Origin of the sequence: Salinicola sp. 4072 (assembly GCF_036663415.1) — a bacterium.
GTDB classification, from domain to species: Bacteria; Pseudomonadota; Gammaproteobacteria; order Pseudomonadales; family Halomonadaceae; genus Salinicola; species Salinicola salarius_A.
The window spans coordinates 107,932-124,897 of sequence record NZ_JAXOVV010000003.1 but is presented as its reverse complement, the minus strand read 5'-3'; the positions used below and the strand labels follow the sequence as shown (position 1 = coordinate 124,897).

General features: G+C 64.5%; 17 protein-coding genes. 5 read left to right on the top strand and 12 right to left on the bottom strand.

What is annotated here, in order from left to right:
* Positions 1 to 86: 86 nt before the first annotated feature.
* The gene (locus R3F72_RS04095; protein WP_332778970.1) at positions 87 to 1,094 is read left to right on the top strand and encodes a LacI family DNA-binding transcriptional regulator; all 1,008 of its coding nucleotides are present in this window, start codon (positions 87 to 89) and stop codon (positions 1,092 to 1,094) included.
* A 21-nt stretch (positions 1,095 to 1,115) separates the two neighbouring features.
* Here R3F72_RS04095 and R3F72_RS04090 read toward each other — a convergent pair whose 3' ends face one another.
* Positions 1,116 to 1,673, bottom strand: a complete 558-nt coding sequence (locus tag R3F72_RS04090) for a gluconokinase (RefSeq protein WP_256961088.1) — start codon at positions 1,671 to 1,673, stop codon at positions 1,116 to 1,118.
* Between the two features lie 203 nt (positions 1,674 to 1,876).
* On the opposite strand from R3F72_RS04090, the gene R3F72_RS04085 reads away from it, so the two are divergent.
* The gene (locus R3F72_RS04085; protein WP_332778969.1) at positions 1,877 to 3,223 is read left to right on the top strand and encodes a GntT/GntP/DsdX family permease; all 1,347 of its coding nucleotides are present in this window, start codon (positions 1,877 to 1,879) and stop codon (positions 3,221 to 3,223) included.
* A 202-nt stretch (positions 3,224 to 3,425) separates the two neighbouring features.
* On the opposite strand, the gene R3F72_RS04080 is transcribed toward R3F72_RS04085, so the two are convergent.
* The 8 genes from R3F72_RS04080 to R3F72_RS04045 form a co-directional block, all read right to left on the bottom strand.
* Complete coding sequence (locus R3F72_RS04080) at positions 3,426 to 4,607, bottom strand: polynucleotide adenylyltransferase (RefSeq protein ID WP_332778968.1); 1,182 nt, start codon at positions 4,605 to 4,607, stop codon at positions 3,426 to 3,428.
* A gap of 180 nt (positions 4,608 to 4,787) precedes the next feature.
* Positions 4,788 to 5,114 carry a thiosulfate sulfurtransferase GlpE gene (gene glpE / locus R3F72_RS04075; RefSeq protein ID WP_087718234.1) on the bottom strand — a complete coding sequence of 109 codons (327 nt, stop codon included), beginning with the start codon at positions 5,112 to 5,114 and terminating at the stop codon, positions 4,788 to 4,790.
* A gap of 36 nt (positions 5,115 to 5,150) precedes the next feature.
* The gene (locus R3F72_RS04070) at positions 5,151 to 6,005 is read right to left on the bottom strand and encodes a symmetrical bis(5'-nucleosyl)-tetraphosphatase (protein WP_332778967.1); all 855 of its coding nucleotides are present in this window, start codon (positions 6,003 to 6,005) and stop codon (positions 5,151 to 5,153) included.
* A 106-nt stretch (positions 6,006 to 6,111) separates the two neighbouring features.
* Complete coding sequence (gene apaG, locus R3F72_RS04065; protein ID WP_303854556.1) at positions 6,112 to 6,495, bottom strand: Co2+/Mg2+ efflux protein ApaG; 384 nt, start codon at positions 6,493 to 6,495, stop codon at positions 6,112 to 6,114.
* Positions 6,492 to 7,337 carry a 16S rRNA (adenine(1518)-N(6)/adenine(1519)-N(6))-dimethyltransferase RsmA gene (gene rsmA, locus R3F72_RS04060; protein WP_087718237.1) on the bottom strand — a complete coding sequence of 282 codons (846 nt, stop codon included), beginning with the start codon at positions 7,335 to 7,337 and terminating at the stop codon, positions 6,492 to 6,494. Before rsmA ends, apaG begins: the two co-directional genes overlap by 4 nt.
* Positions 7,338 to 7,352: 15 nt before the next feature.
* Positions 7,353 to 8,360, bottom strand: coding sequence for a 4-hydroxythreonine-4-phosphate dehydrogenase PdxA (pdxA, locus tag R3F72_RS04055; protein ID WP_087718238.1), 1,008 nt, complete (start codon positions 8,358 to 8,360; stop codon positions 7,353 to 7,355).
* A complete protein-coding gene (locus R3F72_RS04050) occupies positions 8,360 to 9,319 on the bottom strand; it encodes a peptidylprolyl isomerase (protein WP_087718239.1) in 960 nt (319 codons plus the stop codon). Before R3F72_RS04050 ends, pdxA begins: the two co-directional genes overlap by 1 nt.
* Before the next feature lie 89 nt (positions 9,320 to 9,408).
* Positions 9,409 to 11,874 (bottom strand): LPS-assembly protein LptD, encoded by a 2,466-nt coding sequence (locus tag R3F72_RS04045; protein WP_087718240.1) that lies wholly within the window; start codon positions 11,872 to 11,874, stop codon positions 9,409 to 9,411.
* Positions 11,875 to 12,243: 369 nt separating this feature from the next.
* Here R3F72_RS04045 and R3F72_RS04040 point away from each other — a divergent pair, with 369 nt between their 5' ends.
* The 3 genes from R3F72_RS04040 to R3F72_RS04030 all read left to right on the top strand — a co-directional run bounded on the left by R3F72_RS04040 (position 12,244) and on the right by R3F72_RS04030 (position 14,597).
* The gene (locus tag R3F72_RS04040; RefSeq protein WP_332778966.1) at positions 12,244 to 13,275 is read left to right on the top strand and encodes an aminoglycoside phosphotransferase family protein; all 1,032 of its coding nucleotides are present in this window, start codon (positions 12,244 to 12,246) and stop codon (positions 13,273 to 13,275) included.
* A complete protein-coding gene (murU, locus tag R3F72_RS04035; protein WP_332778965.1) occupies positions 13,272 to 13,937 on the top strand; it encodes an N-acetylmuramate alpha-1-phosphate uridylyltransferase MurU in 666 nt (221 codons plus the stop codon). Before R3F72_RS04040 ends, murU begins: the two co-directional genes overlap by 4 nt.
* 240 nt (positions 13,938 to 14,177) lie before the next feature.
* The gene (locus R3F72_RS04030) at positions 14,178 to 14,597 is read left to right on the top strand and encodes an OsmC family protein (RefSeq protein WP_110630446.1); all 420 of its coding nucleotides are present in this window, start codon (positions 14,178 to 14,180) and stop codon (positions 14,595 to 14,597) included.
* 236 nt (positions 14,598 to 14,833) lie between these two features.
* Here R3F72_RS04030 and coq7 read toward each other — a convergent pair whose 3' ends face one another.
* The 3 genes from coq7 to R3F72_RS04015 all read right to left on the bottom strand — a co-directional run bounded on the left by coq7 (position 14,834) and on the right by R3F72_RS04015 (position 16,803).
* On the bottom strand, positions 14,834 to 15,475 hold the full coding sequence (gene coq7 / locus R3F72_RS04025; RefSeq protein WP_087718244.1) for a 2-polyprenyl-3-methyl-6-methoxy-1,4-benzoquinone monooxygenase: 642 nt from the start codon (positions 15,473 to 15,475) through the stop codon (positions 14,834 to 14,836).
* Between the two features lie 77 nt (positions 15,476 to 15,552).
* Positions 15,553 to 15,897 carry a histidine triad nucleotide-binding protein gene (locus R3F72_RS04020; protein WP_071231368.1) on the bottom strand — a complete coding sequence of 115 codons (345 nt, stop codon included), beginning with the start codon at positions 15,895 to 15,897 and terminating at the stop codon, positions 15,553 to 15,555.
* Between the two features lie 33 nt (positions 15,898 to 15,930).
* Complete coding sequence (locus tag R3F72_RS04015) at positions 15,931 to 16,803, bottom strand: phosphoribulokinase (RefSeq protein WP_071231367.1); 873 nt, start codon at positions 16,801 to 16,803, stop codon at positions 15,931 to 15,933.
* Positions 16,804 to 16,966: the final 163 nt, after the last annotated feature.

Genomic DNA, 16,966 nt, shown 5'->3' with positions numbered 1-16,966 from the left:
TAGGGTGCTCGCCAGCCCCGGCATGATAATCTCCCCCGAAAGTTACCGGTAACACCGGACAGAATAATCGATTTGCGGGGATCTCCATGCCACGTCGTTCTTCAGGACGCGTGACGCTGCAGCATATTGCCGAACGCGTCGGCGTTACCAAGATCACGGTATCGCGCGCCCTGCGCGAGCCGCATCTCGTCTCCGCGGCGCTGCGACTGCGCATCGAATCCGCCATCGACGAACTCGGCTATATCCCCAACCACTCCGCCGGGGCTTTGGCCAGCGGGCGGTCGCACAGTGTCGCGCTGTTGATCCCCTCGCTCTCCAACGCCGTGTTCTCGGAAATCCAGCGCGGGATCGAGGAAGGGTTGGGCCAGGCCGGCTATCAGGTATTGATTGGCCATACCGGCTACTCGATCCTCGAGGAAGAGCGGCTGATCGACACCTACCTGAGCTATGGCGTCGAGGCGCTGATTCTTCCCGGCACCCGCCACACCGACCACGCCCGTCGCCTGCTGGCCCGCGCGCGCGTGCCGGTGGTCGAGACGCTGGAGCTGACCGAGACGCCGCTGGATATCAATGTCGGGCTCGATCAGCACGAAGCCGGCAAGGCGATGACGCAGGCCTTTCTCGATCGGGGCCACCGAAAGATCGGCTTTCTGGGCGCACGCATGGATTATCGGGCGCAATTGCGCATGGCAGGGTGGGAGGCGGCCATGCGCCAGGCGGGGCTGTCGGCCGAGCGCTGCCTGACGACGCCGCATCCGTCTTCCTATCGGCTGGGCGGAGAGATGCTGGCCTCCATGCTGGAGCGCTGGCCGGATCTGGAGGGCATCTTCTGCGGCAACGACGACCTGGCCGCGGGGGCGCTGTTCGAATGCCAGCGCCGCCGCCTCAACGTGCCGGATCAGTTGGCCCTGGCCGGCTTCAACGGGCTGGACATCACCGAGGCGACCGCGCCGCCACTGGCGACGGTCGTCACGCCCCGGCGCGGCATCGGGGATACCATCGCCAAGCGCCTGCTGGCACGCCTTCAGGGTGCGCCGCTGCAACCCACCAGCGAGAACCTGGGGTTCCGGATCCGGCGTGGCGGCAGTCTATGACCGACGCCACGCCTCCAGACTTCAGCTCTCGGCGGCGAGAAAGCGCTTCTCGAGCCTCAACACCGCTTCGTTGACCACCTGATCGAGGGTGCCGGCGATATCGACGGTGACGGCTTCGTCATCGCCCGGCGCCTCGAGTGTCGCCAGCTGGCTGTCGAGCATCGCCTCGCCCTTGAAGAAGTGATCCTGACGCGACTGAATGCGCTGCAGCAGCAGCTCGCGGCTGCCGGCGAGGTGAACGAACGTCAACGCCTCGTCGCCCTTGCGCAGGGTATCGCGGTAGCGCTTCTTGAGCGCCGAGCAGCCGATGACCAGCGTTTCGCCCTGCGCCCTGGCTTCGGCCAGAAACGACGCCAGCCGTTCGAGCCAGCCGGCCCGATCATCGTCGTCGAGGGGCTCGCCGCGAGACATCTTGGCGACGCTCTCCGGCGAGTGGTAATCGTCTCCGTCCAGGAACCGCCCACCCAGCGCGGTCGCCAGCCGCTGCCCGACTTCGGTCTTGCCGCAGCTCGATACGCCCATCACGACGATGCGCTGACCCATCTTTGCGTCCATGACGTTGCCTTCCGATTGTTGCATGTATGATTCGTTTCGTTTTGCTGACTCGCCTATCGGCCTAAACCGATTCGGCCACGGTTGTCTCTACACCTTTAGGCGCATTGTTGAGATCCAACTGTTACCGGTAACATTCATTTTCGCCAACTCCACCGCGAAGCACAACGCCACCAAGGGCGTATATCCCGTCTTGGCACCGTGTGCTCTCACCAAGGAATTCGTTTGACATGGATAGCCCAACATCCCTGATCCTTGCCGCGCTGGGCAGCATCATCGTGCTGCTCTATCTGGTCATGAAGCTGCGCCTGCACGCCTTCGTCGCCCTGCTCGTCGTCAGTGGCCTGGTCGGGCTGGCCACCGGCATGAATGTCGAGGAACTGCTGGATACCGTCGAGAAAGGCATGGGCGGCACGCTGGGGTTCGTCGCGACCGTCGTCGGGCTTGGCGCCATGTTCGGCAAGATGCTGGAGGTCTCCGGCGGTGTCGACCGGCTGGCCAATACGCTACTGGACAAGTTCGGCGAAAACCGTTCGCAGTGGGCGATGGGCGTCACCGGTTTTCTGGTAGCAATTCCCGTGTTTCTGGATGTCGCCTTCATCATCCTGGTGCCGCTGATCTACGCCCTGACGCGTCGCACCGGTCGCTCGCTGCTCTACTACGGCATTCCGCTGCTGGCGGGTCTCGCCGTGACCCACTCGTTCATTCCGCCGACGCCGGGCCCCATTGCCGTCGCCAAGCTGATCGGTGCCGATCTCGGCTACGTGATCCTATTCGGCGCCATCGCTGGCCTGCCGGCCATGATCATCGCCGGGCCGCTATTCGGGCGCTGGATCGGCAAGCGCATCGATGCGCAGATCCCCGATTACATGGAGCTGCCGAAGAACGATGTCGATACCACCGGTCTGCCCAGCTTCAAGCTGATCCTGTCGATCATTCTGCTGCCGCTGGCGCTGATCGTGCTCAACACCGTTTCCGGCGTGATCCTGCCGGAAGACAGCCCGATCCTGGCCGCCCTGACCTTCCTCGGCCACCCGTTCGTGGCGCTGACGCTGGCCACGCTGCTTGCCTTCACGCTGCTGGGCACGCGCCGCGGCATGAAGCGGGAGCAGGTCATGGAAGTCGCCACCAAGGCGCTGGAGCCGGCCGGCATCATCATTCTGGTCACCGGGGCCGGCGGCGTCTTCAAGCAGGTGCTGATCGATTCCGGCGTGGGCGAAGTGATGGGCAACATCATGGCCGAAAGCGCCCTGCCCCCAATCCTGCTGGCGTTCCTGATCTCCACCGCGGTGCGCGTGATTCAGGGTTCGGCCACGGTCGCGATGATTACCGCTGCCGGCCTGATGGCACCGGTCATCACCACGCTCAACCTCGACGGCCCGGTGCTCGGTCTGCTGGTGATCTCGATCGCCTCCGGCGCCACGGTACTGAGCCACGTCAACGACTCCGGGTTCTGGCTGGTCAACCGCTACTTCGGCCTCACCGAAGCGCAGACCCTGAGAAGCTGGACGGTGATGGAGACCATCATCGGGCTGGTCGGGCTGGTCATGTCGCTGATCATCGGGCTGTTCGTCTGACCCGACACGCGCCATGCGATACAAGACGCCCGCTGTGGAGAGTTTTCCGCAGCGGGCGTTTTTCATGGATCAGGCGTCTTTCATGAATCAGGCGTCTTTCATGAATCAGGCGTCTTTCATGAATCAGGCGTCTTTCATGAATCAGGCGTCTTTCATGAATCAGGCGTTTTCCATGGACCGGACCGACATCGGGCCAACGACCTTATGACGTTCCCAGCGCTTCCCGCACTGTTTCCTTCCGCCGTCTGGATAGCTCTTCGCCCAGCGCCGGCCCGCGAAAGCCTTCGTCGAGCAGCGCCTTCGGCACGATCTGCGAGGCAAGCCGCCAGGCCAGCACCAGATCGTCCGCCAGGCTGCCGTCGTCGTGGGCGATCAGGGCCAGCAAGGGCGCGACCCGTTCGGGGCGTCGCCAGGCATCGATGGCGTCGAGCCAGGCCATGATCGTGCCGGCATGGTCCGTTTCGACACCGGGCCGCTGCCCACCGATCTGCTGGCGCAACCGGTAGGACAGCGCTGCCAGCCGCATGGCATCACGGAACGCATTGGGTGCCTTGACGGCGTCGTTGAGCCGGGACTGCTCGTCGTCCTTGAGGTGCTCGCCGAGCCGCGCCCAGCGCCAGAGCGTCAGCGGGTAGGCAGCCGATGCGTCGGGGACGTGCTCGAGTCGCGCCAGCACCTGTTCCAACGTCGGGGTCGACAGGGGCGGCATCAGCTCCGCCAGGGCGCCGCAGGATTCCAGCGTCTGGAAATAGGCAGCGGGATCGGCTTCCCCCAGCGCCTTGTGCGTCTCGGTCCAGACGCGCTCGGCAACCAGGTACGACATCTCGCCGCTGTCGGTGAGCTGGCGCATCAGGGTCATCGTCTGCGGGGCGATGGTGAAACCCAGCTTGCGATAGCGGGCCAGAAACCGGGCCGCTCGCAATACCCGCAGCGGGTCCTCGACGAAGGCGGCCGAAACATGCCGGAGCTGCCTGGCCTCGAGATCGGCAGCGCCGCCGTAGGGGTCGACCAGTTCACCGGCAGGCGTCTCGGCCATCGCATTGATGGTGAAATCACGCCGCGCCAGATCGGCCTCCAGCGTCACGTCGGGGCTGGCGTGGACCTCGAACCCGGTATAGCCGCGCCCCTGCTTGCGCTCGGTGCGGGCCAGCGCGTACTCCTCGTGGGTGTCGGGATGGAGAAAGACCGGAAAGTCCCGGCCGACCGATTTGAACCCGCGCTGACGCATCGCTTCCGGCGTCGCGCCGACCACGACCCAGTCCCGGTCGCCGATCGGCCAGCCCAGGCGGGCATCGCGGACGGCGCCGCCCACGAGATAGACCTCCAGCCCGTCGAGCCTGGGATCGGTTTGAGGGTCGAGACGCGAATCGGGTTGCGTACTCATCGTCTGGCTCCGTAGTCAGTGCGGGGCGAAAACCTAAGGAAGCGCTGAATAAATAGGCGAACGAGATGAGGCGCAAGGCGCACGGCACACAGAAGACGAGACATAACATGGGGTTAGGCGAGTCTTCGAGTACCGCGCAACGTAGCGATTCGCTCGTGCAGGCATTTATGCAGTGGTTCCCTAACGTTCGACGCTCTCGGGCCGACGATGCGCCCAATCCACGAAGCCGCCATCCAGGCTGTAAACCTCGTCGAAGCCTTGCCCCGCCAGCCAGCCCGCGGCCTGCTGGCTGGAGTGGCCGTGATAGCAGACCACCACCAGCGGCGTTTCGCTGGGCGTGTTGTCCACCAGTTCCGCCACCGTGGTGTTGTCGAGATGGCGGCTGCCGGGAATGTGCCCCTGCGCGAAGCTCAACGGATCGCGGATGTCGACCAGCTGCAACGGGCGCCCCTCGCTCAGCCACTGCGCCAGCGTCGCCGGGTCGAGATGTTCGAAAGACTGGGTCATGGGTCGCTCCTGAAAGAATGGTGACTAGCGTACAGCTCAACGGCTTGAAGCGGCGGCGGGCACGGCGATCCGTTCGCCACTGTCGAGATCGAGTGCGGTCAATGATCCTCCCCATACGCAACCGGTGTCCAACGCCTGCGCGTTGATTCGCGCTCCCGGCGTGCGACCTTCCAGCGCCGCCCAGTGGCCGAACAGCAGCGTGAGCCTGCCACCGCCGGCAAGTTCATCGTGACGCGGATAGGTGAACCAGGGCGCGAAACCGGCCGGGGCGCTGTCCAGCCCCTCCTTGGCAGCGAAGTCCAGCGTGCCGTCGTCGGCGATGAAGCGCATGCGGGTAAAGACGTTGACGATGGCTCGAATCCGATCCTCGCCGGTCAGCTCGGGCGTGAACCGGGCCGGACGGTTGCCGTACATCACGCTCAGGAACGCATCCACCTCGTCGCCGCGCAGGACCGCTTCCGCTTCGGCAGCGAGTTCGGCAGCCTCGGCGAGCGACCACTGCGGCAACAGGCCGGCGTGGGTCATCACATAGCCATTTTTGACAGGGCTACGCTCGCGATCGGCGACCAGCAGCGGCTGGCCGCGCAGCCATTCGAGCATCTCCGAGCGGTCCGGGGCTTCGAGAATGTCCGTCAGGGTGTCGTTGCGCTTGAGCTTGCCGTGGCCACGTGCCACCGCCAGCAGGTGAAGATCGTGATTGCCCAGTACCACGCTGGCGGCGCCATCCAGGGCGACGCTCCTGCGCAGGCAGCCGAGCGAGTCCGGGCCGCGATTGACCAGGTCGCCCGCCAGCCACAGATGATCCCGCGAGGGCGAGAAGTCGAGACGTTCGAGCAGGGCTTCGAATTCGGCGTAACAGCCCTGTAGATCGCCGATTGCGTAGGTCGCCATGCGCTTCCTCGTGTCGGTGGTGCGATCTCGTATTGATGGTGCGATCGGGAGCGGCGATTCGATGCCGATCGAGACGCGGCCGCGAGGGTCGATTCGCCCGCGTCGATCAGTGGATCTGGTTGGGACCGGCCAGCCGAAACGGCGCGATGGCGACGTCGAAGGAGGCCTGGGTGGACAGATCGATGCAGGTATAGCTGCCCTGCATGACGCCGACGGGGCATTCGATGACCGCGCGACTGGTGTAGCGGTAACTGTGCCCGGCGGTGATCGTCGGCTGCTTGCCGACCACGCCGTTGCCACGCACTTCCTGCACCTTGCCGTGGCCCTGGGTGATCTTCCAGTAGCGCGACAGCAACTGCACGCTGCGGTCGGAATGGTTGTGAACGGTCACCGTGTAGCTGAACACGAAACGCTTGTCGTTGGGCGACGATTCGTCCTCGCGAAACGCTGGCTCGACGTCGACCGTGATGTCTGGTGTCGTCTCGCTCATGAGGTCTTCTCCGTCACTGGGTGGCTCGTCGCGCTGCCTGTCAGGTGATTGCTGATGGCGACCAGCTCCTCGACGCGCAGCGTCTGGGGGCGGCGGCCGGGGTCGATGCCCAGCGACTCCAGCGCCTCGGCGTCGATCACCCCCTTGAGATTGTTGCGCAGCGTCTTGCGCCGCTGGCCGAATGCCACCCGCACCACGTCGGCGAAATGGGCCTCGTCGTGAGCGGGCGACGGCAGCTCGGCATAGGGCGTCAATCGCACGATCGCCGAGTCCACCTTGGGCTGGGGCACGAAGGCGCCGGGCGGCACGATGAACAGCGATTCGACCGCGCAGTGATACTGGGTCATCACCGACAGTCGCCCCCAGTCCGGCCCGCCGGGTTCGGCGGCGAGGCGCTCGACGACCTCCTTCTGCAGCATGAAGTGCATGTCCTGGATGGCGCCGCGCGCGGCCAGCAGATGGAAGATCAGCGGCGTGGAGATGTTGTAGGGCAGGTTGCCCACCACCCGCAACGGCCTGCCATCCTGCTGCGACAACGCGTGGAAATCGAACTTGAGCGCGTCGCCTTCGTGAATCCTGAAATCGGGGTAGTCGTAGAACTGCACCCGCAATCCGGGGATCAGGTCGCGATCGAGCTCGATCACTTCCAGCGCGCCGGCCGCTTCGAGGATCGGGCCGGTCAACGCGCCCTGGCCGGGGCCGATTTCGATCAGGCGATCGCCGCTACGCGGGGCGATGGCACGCACGATGCGGGAGATCACTCCACTATCGCGGAGAAAGTTCTGACCGAAACGCTTCCGGGCACGCGGCATCGGAGAACGGTCGGAGGAGCGTGTAGACATGAAAAACGAATTCCTTCAGTGAACGCGGGCCGTCATCTGGCGGGCCACCTGCAGTGCCACCCGGAGGCTACCCACATCGGCCAGGCCAGTGCCGGCAAGATCGAGTGCGGTGCCGTGATCGACGGAGGTCCGTACCATGCCCAGCCCCAGCGTGATATTGGCGGCCTGCCCGAACCCGGCATACTTGAGCACCGGCAGGCCCTGGTCGTGATACATCGCCAGCACCGCATCGGCGTGATCGAGATGGCGCGGCGTGAACAGCGTATCCGCCGGTAACGGCCCGATCAGGTCGAGCCCTTCTTCGCGCAGTCGGTTCAGCGCGGGCGTGATGACCTCGATCTCCTCGCGGCCCAGATGGCCATCCTCGCCGGCGTGGGGGTTGAGCCCGCAGACCAGGATGCGCGGCGACGCGATGTCGAAGCGCTGCTCCAGCTCGGCCGCCAGGATCCGGCCGACACGCATCAGGCCGGGGCCGGTGATCGCGCTGGAGACCCGGGAGAGCGGCAGATGCGTGGTGGCCAGGGCGACCCGCAGCGGCCTGGCGGTGCGTTCGGTGGCCAGCATCATCACCACCTCCTCGGCACCGCAGGCGTCACGCAGATACTCGGTATGTCCGGTGAAGCCGACATGCCCGCCTTCGATGATCGCGCCCTTGTGCAGCGGCGCCGTCACCATCGCATCGGCGATGCCCTGCTGACAGGCCTCGATGGCGACATCCAGCGTCTTCAGCACGTAACCGGCGTTGGCGGGATCGAGCCGTCCTGGCGTCGAGGGCGCTGCCAGCGACACCGGCCAGACCGGCAGCCGGCCATTGATTGGCGCCGGCAATGCATCGCCGGGAGCTAGCACGTCGAGCTCGACCGACCAGCCCAGCCGCCTTGCCCGTTCGGCCAGCAGGTCCGGGTCGCCGACGGCGACTACCGTTGCATCCAGCTGCTGCCAGTCCCGCGCCGCCGCCAGGGCGAGCTCGGGACCGATACCGGCCGGTTCGCCGGTGGTCAATGCCAGTACCGGCAATGTCATCAGTTCCGGTCGAGACGGTTGTCGATGTAGGCGCTGGCACGGATTTCCTGCGTCCACGCCTCGAGCTCGTCACTCACCTTGCGCTGGAAGATCGCCTGGCTGGCCTGCTCCCGGCTCATCTGGCCACTGTCACCGCCACGGGTCTCGATCAGCTTGACCAGGTGGAAGCCGCTGGGGCTGCGGATCGGCTCGCTGACTTCTCCCGGAGAGAGATCGGGAATGACGTCGGAGAAGATGGTGGGAATCTGCGCCGACTGGCGCCAGCCGAGATCGCCCCCCTGCAACGCCTGGGCGTCGTCGGACTCGGCCACGGCGAGTTGCTGGAAGTCGGCGCCATCCCGCAGCTGCCGATAGAGCTTCTGCGCCTCCGCCTGCGCCTGGGTGACCTGATCCGGCGTCGGCGACTGGGGCACGGCGACCAGGATCTGAGCGAGATGGTAGGCAACGTTGCTGTTTTCGCTGCGCTGGCTCAGGAAACGATCGACCTCCCGATCCGACACCGTGACCCTGCTGGCGACCCGGCTCTGCTGTACCTGGCGAATCAGCAGCTCGCGCCGAACCTGCTCGCGCACTTCGGCCAGGCTCTGGCCCTGCTGTTCCAGCGTATTGGCGAACTCGTCCAGACTCATGCCGTTGTTTTCGGCAATGCCACGCATGGTGCTGTTGAGCTGGGTTTCATCGATGCTCAGATTGGCATCTTCGGCCATCTGCAGCTCGATCTGCTCGACAATCATGCGATCCAGCACCTGACGCTCCAGCGCCTGTCCCGGCGGCATCGGGATATTGTTGGCCTGCAGCTGGTCGCGCGCCTGGACGACACGCCTTTCGAGCTGACTGTGCATGATGGCATCGTCGTTGACCACGGCAACGATACGATCCAGCGGCACCACCTCCGCCATCGCGGACAACGGCGACAGCAGCATTACCAGCGCCAGGGGGATCCATACTCTAGGACGCATGCCTACCTCTCTTGCTTTGATGGAGCGGCGAGCCGCTCGGGCTCGCCGTAAACATTGATTGACTGCGATCTCTCGCCGGCCCGGTTTCGTCAGAACTGCGTCGCTTCGTAACCCGGCACGGCCTGCGCGAAGTAGCTGTCGGCTTCCTGACCGACGCCGCCCAGCCCCTTGAACACGAAACGCAGGAACAGGCCTCGGTCGGTGTAATCGTCTTCGATGGTGTTGGCAGTGTGATTGTCCTCGACCCATTCGCGCCATACCACCTGCACCGCGCTGCAGCAGCTGTTGAACTGGACACCGGCCAGGGTTTCCAGATCGCGGCTGTTGGTATTGTCGTAGAGGTAGCGGCCGATCAGATCCAGGGACGACGTCGCCTTGTAGGCGAACGACACGTCGAAATCTTCCCGGTCGTAGCCCAGACGATCCTCCGCATAACCCGAGGGATCGAACCCTTGGAGTTGCCAACGGTAGCCAAGGTTCACTACGTGACCGACAGGACTCAGATACTGGAGATACGCCGACGTTCGTTCGGTGGTGGAACGATCGGGATCGTAGAACCACTCGTAACGCGAGCGCCACTGGTCGTTGATGCGCCAATCGAGCTGGGTGATGACCGGCGAACGATCGCGGGTGGCGCGATACCAGTCCTCGTAGTTGGTTTCCTTGTCCGGCAACGTATCCGGATCGCCTTCAATGTCGATGTTGCGATCGGAGAAGTAGGCACTCTGCCCCACGGAGAGCGACAGCCGCTCACGGCCGGTATCGTCCTCGAGGAAGCGCGTCGAGGCCCCATAAGAGAGCTTGTTGACGTCTCCCACGCGATCGGCGCCCGTGAACCGGTAAGGCGACCACAGCTGGCTCCAGGAGACCGAACGCTCGTCGGTATCGAACTCCGGGAACTCCGACTGGTCGCGCTCGGGCACGTAGGCGTAGTAGAGACGCGGCTCGAAGGTCTGTTTCCAGTCGTTATCGAACAGCGACACGTCGCGCTGGAAGATCAGCCCGGAGTCGACCGAGTACACCGGCACGGTGCGCGACAGACTCTCGTCGCGGTCGGTATCCCGGTTGCCGTAGTCGAGCTCGTAATTGGTCTGCCAGAGCTGGAAGCGCGGCTCGAGGAAGCCCCAACTGGGCTGGGCACGCCAGCCGATGGCCGGCGTCAGGTTGACGCGCGTACCGTTGGCCGCTTCGCGCAGCAGTATGCGACGCGTGTTGCCGGTTTCCTCGTCTTCCCAGAAGCCGTCGCTGTCGACGCCTTGCAGATCGCGCCAGAAGTAGGTCGCGTTGGAGTTCCACTCCTGGTAGAAGCCGTTGTCCTGCTGCCAGCGCGCGTTGGCGGTCAGGCTCGGCAACTGATAGTAAGGACGGTCGTCCTCGTCCAGCGGGTAGTCCATCCGCTGGTAGCCCTGCGCCCGCGCATCGAGATTCCAGGTCGTGCCTTGATAGCTCAGCCGCGCCAGGCGTTCGAGATACTCGGTATCCTGCTCGCCGAAGTCGCGACCGAAGTCATCGAAGTAGCGCCCGTCACTCGCGGCGCCGTAGCGCATGGCGTAATCCAGCCGTTCGGTGAACCGACCGTAGTGGCTGTAATCGACGTACCAGCGATCCTCGCCGTCGAAGGCGTCGTCGGGATCGTTGGGGTTGTCGCTCTCGCCACCGTTGTCGTTGGGCAGGTAGGAGCCTTCGATCGAGCCCTGGTCGCTGCCGAACAGATAGCGGAATTCGCCACCCAGCATGAAGCCGTGATCGGAGATGACCCGCGGCGTGATCGTGGCGTCGTAATTGGGCGCCAGGTTGAGATAGTAGGGCTGGCTGTAATCGAGACCGTCGCTGGAGATTCCCATCGTCGGCCATAGAAAGCCGCTTTGACGCCGATCATCGATAGGGAAACGCACCCAAGGCCAGTAGAAGACGGGGACGTCTCCCATTTCCAGCCGCGCGTTGGATGCGGTGCCGAACCCCTGCTCGCGATCGATGGTGACGTCGCTTCCCACCAGACGCCATAGCCGGCTATCCGGTGCGCAGGTAGTGAAGCTGGCCTCACGCATGCGGTAGCGGCCATCGGCGAGACGCTGCATCGACTGGGCGTCGCCTCGAATCCGCTGATCGTGAACCACGTAGTGCGCGTCATCGATACGCGCGGCATCGCTGTCGAGCGATACCTGGCCTTCTTCGCCACGTACCAGCATGCCCGGATAGCGAATGGCCAGCGGTCCTTCGGCGAATGCCGTGTCGCGCGCGGCATTGACGCTAACTCGCGGCGATTCCAGCTGGCTCTCGCCGCGCCGCAGCACGACGTTCCCGCCCAGGATGGTTTCACCGTCGTTGCCGTACTCGGCCGATGCCGAGTCGGACAGCACCTCTTCGGGGGTCTTGCCTTCGGGCAGCAAATAGCCCGGTTCGATATAGCGGCCACCACACAGGGCGCCGGCCGGCGCTTGATCGCCCCATGGCGCCCAATCCAGTTGATCCGCGGGTAACGGTGCGGGGGGCGCCGCCTGGGCCGTCGATGAAATCAGGCCAGTCAGGGCAGTCCAGACCAGTCGCTTGCCCATGTCCTCTGTGTCCTTGCCGAGTGGAGTCGGTATTATACAGACCTCGACGGGAGTTGCCGCGAAGCCATTCCTTGTTGAACCGTCCGAGTATCTACCGCGTCCATTACATCGAATTCGACGGCACCTTTCGATTTGGCGATGCCGGCCAAACGCGGCACACTGATGACAGCCGTTCGATGTCTCGCCGTTCGATGGTCTCGCCATCACGCTCGAAAACGTATCGCCCTGCACGAACGATGCATCGACGACGCGCACGGCACACCCAGATTAGGGCCCAGCATGCGGTGCCATCTCCGGCCCGTCAACTCGCCACGCGAGCTGGCCGCGGCGACGCATCGAAACGCCCCATCATCACGACCGGAAGCCTGCATGACCTTGCGCCTCGACTCCCTTCGTCACTGGATCGCCACCCAGCACCGTCTTTCACCCGATGCCTGCCGATGGGAAGCGGTCGCCGGCGATGCCAGCCTGCGCGGCTACTGCCGTGTCACCTTTCCCGACGCCACCACCCGGATCGTCATGGATGCGCCGCCGACGCTGGAAGATAGCGGCCCCTTCGTGGCCATCGGCCGGGAATGGCACGCCGCAGGGCTGCCGGTGCCAACGATCCATGCCATTGATCTCGAGCAGGGATTCATCGAGCTCGACGATCTCGGCAACGATAGCCTGCATCACCATTTTGATACCGATGCCGGCGCGCACGCCGGCACCACTCAGGCGCTCGATCTGCTCGATGCTATCGAACAGCGCGCGCCGTTCGCCTCGCTGCCGTGCTACGAGCCCGCATTTCTCGAAGAAGAGATGGACCGCTTTCCCAACTGGGGCCTGACGCAATGGCTCGGGATCGAGACGCCGCCACAGTGGCCGGAGGTCAAGCGCCATTTGCTCGATAATATCGCCAGACTCCCCACCGTCGCCGTGCACCGCGACTTCGACGCCATGAACCTGATGATCCACCAGGACCGGCTGTGGATCATCGACTTTCAGGGCGCGCTGGCCGGGCCGCTCGGCTACGATCTGATTTCGCTGCTGCGGGGGCGCTACCATCGCTGGTCGCGCCAGGAGATGGACGACTGGATCGAAGGCTTCCGCCAGCGCTGTCTTGCTGCGGGGAGCATCGCGCCCGATATCGACGCCCGAGCGTTCCGCACGAGCGTCGAGGCGATCGGCGCCCAGCGCCAGCTCAAGATCCTCGGCCAGTTCTGCCGGCTCTGCCTGCGCGACGGCAAGCCGCGCTATCTCGAATGGCTGCCCCACTTCTACGCGCATCTCGACGACGGACTGGAAGCACTGCCCGCCCTCGGCGACTTCCACGCCTGGCTACGTGAAAGCTATCGCCCGGCCATGGAAGCGCGCCTGGCCGAGCACCGCGCGGCCAACGGCGGCGGAGGCGACTCATGAAGGCGATGATTCTCGCCGCCGGCCTCGGCACCCGCATGCGCCCGCTCACCGACCACTGCCCCAAGCCGCTGCTGCCGGTCGCCGGCAAGCCGCTGATCGTCCATCATCTCGAACGCCTGGCAGCGGCGGGAATTTGCGACATCGTGATCAATGTCAGCTTCCGGGCGCAGCAGATCATCGATGCGCTCGGCGACGGCGACCGTTACGGTGTCTCGCTCACCTTCAGCGTCGAAGAGGCACCGCTGGAAACCGCCGGCGGCCTGCGCCAGGCGTTACCCGCGCTCGGCGAGGCGCCTTTCGTGCTGGTCAACGGCGATGTCTGGACGGACTTCCCCCTCGAGCGGCTGGCGTTGACCGAAGGCGACCTGGCCTCGCTGGTGATGGTGAACACTACCGACTTCCATCGTCGCGGCGACTTTCACCTCGATGCCCGCGGCCGTCTGCATGCCGAGGGCGAACCGCGTCTGATCTATGCCGGCCTGGGTGTCATCCACCCCCAACTGGTTGCCGACCTGCCAGTCGGCACGGTCGCCAGGCTGGCGCCGCTGCTGACCGAGGCCATGCAGGCCGGCCGTGTCGGCGGCTGGCACCATCGCGGCGACTGGGTCGATGTCGGCACCCCGGAACGGCTGGCCGAACTGGAAGCCAGGCTGCGGTCATGACGGCGCGGACATCACCAGCGAGGGCCGGGAATGTTATTCTGCCCTCATCGATCAACACGTGATTCAACGACGAATCCCCAGTAAGAGGGCATTTACAAAATGCCTGCGCTCGGCAATACGGCGTTGAAATCGATCTCAAAATACTCATTTACTCCATGTAAACTCCGCTTTTTCGACCGATTTCGCCTTGTCTTGCCTTCGCTCGTCGAATTTGTAAACACCCTCTAAGGAATCCTTGCCATGAAAGCCACAGTCAAATGGACCGACGGCCGCCAGTTCGTCACCGAATCCGGCAGCGGCCATAGTGTCGTGATCGACGGCAACCCGGACCACGGCGGCCGCAACACCGGCCCGCGCCCGATGGAAATGGTGCTGATGGGTCTCGGCGGCTGCACGTCGTTCGACGTCATCCAGATTCTCGAAAAGGCTCGCGCCAACGTCACCGACTGCGTCGCCACCCTGGAAGCCGAGCGCTTCGACGGCACCCCCAGCGTGTTCACCAAGATCCACGTCCACTTCGTCGTCACCGGCAAAGGGCTGAAGGATGCCGTGGTGAAGCGCGCCGTCGACCTCTCTGCCGAGAAATACTGCAGCGCCTCGCTGATGCTCGCCAAGGGCGGCGTGGAAATCACCCACTCCTACGAGATCGTCGAGGCGTAAGACGCGAGACGCGAGACGCGAGACGCGAGCCGCGAGCCGCGAGCCGCGAGCCGCGAGCCGCGAGCCGCGAGCCGCGAGCCGCGAGCCGCGAGCCGCGAGCCGCGAGCCGCGAGCCGCGAGCCGCGAGCCGCGAAGAGCAGGCTCCTGCCTCAAACGCAAAATGCCAGCGATGTTTATCGCTGGCATTTTCGTTCGAGGATGCTTTTTAAAGCTGCCCCTTCGTCGTCGCTTGCGGTTCAGATCCGGTAGACGCTTTTCGTCATGACCTTCGACACCAACCGCATGCCCCACTTCACCGGTAGCGGGAAGCGGCTGCCGCCGGATTCCAGCGCCCAGCGTTCGTGCTGCGCTTCGTCGATGCACATCTGCTCCAGTACCGCCCGCGAGCGCTTGTCGTCGATCGGCAGCTTGCGCAGATGCGACTCGAGATGGCGTCCCACCTGCTCTTCGGTGGCGGCAACGAAGCCGAGACTGACACGGTCGCCGATCGCGCCGGCCAGCGCGCCCAAGCCGAAGGAGGCGGCGTAGAACGCGGGGTTGAGATAGCTGGTGCGGCCGTCGAGCTCCTGCAGGCGCTGGTCGCACCATGCCAGGTGATCGATCTCCTCCGCGGCGGCTTCTTCCATGCGTTCGCGGGTCTCGGTCAATTTCGCCGTCAGGCCCTGACCCTGATAGAGCGCCTGCGCGCAGACCTCGCCGGTATGGTTGATGCGCATCAACCCCGCGACCTGACGACGCTGCTCCTCGTCGAGAAAGCTTTCGGGTTGCACATTGGCCGGGGATGGTCGACTCGGCTGGGCCGCCTTGGGTACCAGCGTGCGCAGCACGGTATCGAACTGATGGATCAGATTGTCGGCACGGGAAATCTGGCGTGTCATCGGAGTCTCCTGGCGGTCTGGCGGCTTAACAAGGTCGGTCACTGTCGAGTGGGCCGGCGCGCGTTGCGCCGTTGCGCTCAGCCCGGCGGCCACTGCATCCGGCGCCCGCCCAGCAGATGCATGTGAATATGATAGACCGACTGCCCGCCCGCTTCGTTGCAGTTCATCACCACGCGGTAGCCGTCCTCGGCGAATCCGAGCTGCTTGGCCAGCTTGGCGGCGGTGTACTGCAGCCGGCCGATCAGCGCCAGGTCTTCTTCCTCGATGTCGTTGAGAGTGGCGATCGGCTTCTTGGGGATGATCAGAATGTGCGTGGGCGCCTTGGGATCGATGTCGTTGAAGGCCAGTACCTCGTCGTCTTCGTAGACGATGTCTGCCGGTATCTCGCGATCGATGATCTTGCTGAAAAGTGTCGGCTCCATGAGAACTCCTGATATCGAAATGATGTCCCGGCCTCAGCGAAAGCGTCGCTGGGCCAGCAGCTGTCGTACCTGCGGCGCGAGGATCAGATCCATCGCCAGCGACAATCGCGCGCCGGGTACGACCAGCGTATTGGGGCGACTCATGAAGGCATCATGAATCATGGTGACCAGATAGGGAAAATCGACGGCCGCCGGGTCGCGGAAGCGGATGACCACGAAGGACTCGCCATCGTTGGGTACGTCCTGAAGCTCGAACGGGTTGGAGGTATCGACCGTCGGCACGCGCTGGAAGTTGATGTGCGTGCGTGAAAGCTGGGGCTGGATATAGCGCACGTAGTCGTGCATGCGGCCCAGAATCGTGTCGATGACCGCCTCCTGGGAATAGCCCCGCAGCTTGGTGTCGCGATCGATCTTCTGCAGCCATTCGAGATTGATCGTCGGCGCCACGCCGATCAGCATGTCGACGTGGCGGGCGATGTCGACCTCGTGGGTCACCAGGCCACCATGAAGCCCCTCGTAGAGCATCAGGTCGGTGCCGCTGGGGATCGGCTGCCAGTCGGTGAAGGTGCCGACCTGCCAGCCCGCCTCGATCATGCGCTTGTCTTCGGCATGAATGTAGTGGCGATAGGTCCCCTTGCCGCTCTCGCCGTACTCCTGAAACAGCGCGTCGAGCCGGTCGAGCAGGTTGGCGTTGACCGAGAAGTGAGAAAGCTCGGCCTTGCGCTCCGGCTCGGTCTGCAGAATCTGCGCCAGCTCCGCCCGCGAGTAGCGATGGAAGGCATCGCCGTCGATGAACGCGGCGTGCACGTCCTCGCGGGCGAACATGCGCTCGAACGTTCGCTTGACCGTGGTGGTACCGGCTCCCGACGAGCCGGTCACCGCGATGATCGGAAATTCACGCGACATGCGATGCCTCTCTGTTTCGCCAAACTCGCTTTCGCCAAACCCGCTTTCGCCAGATCCGCTCTCGCCAGATCAGCGCGCTGCCGCGGCCATTCGACGTGGCCCCGCGATAGCTCGACAGATCGAGCCGGCGATTGGCCGGTCGTTGGCGCATCGCACGCTGCAT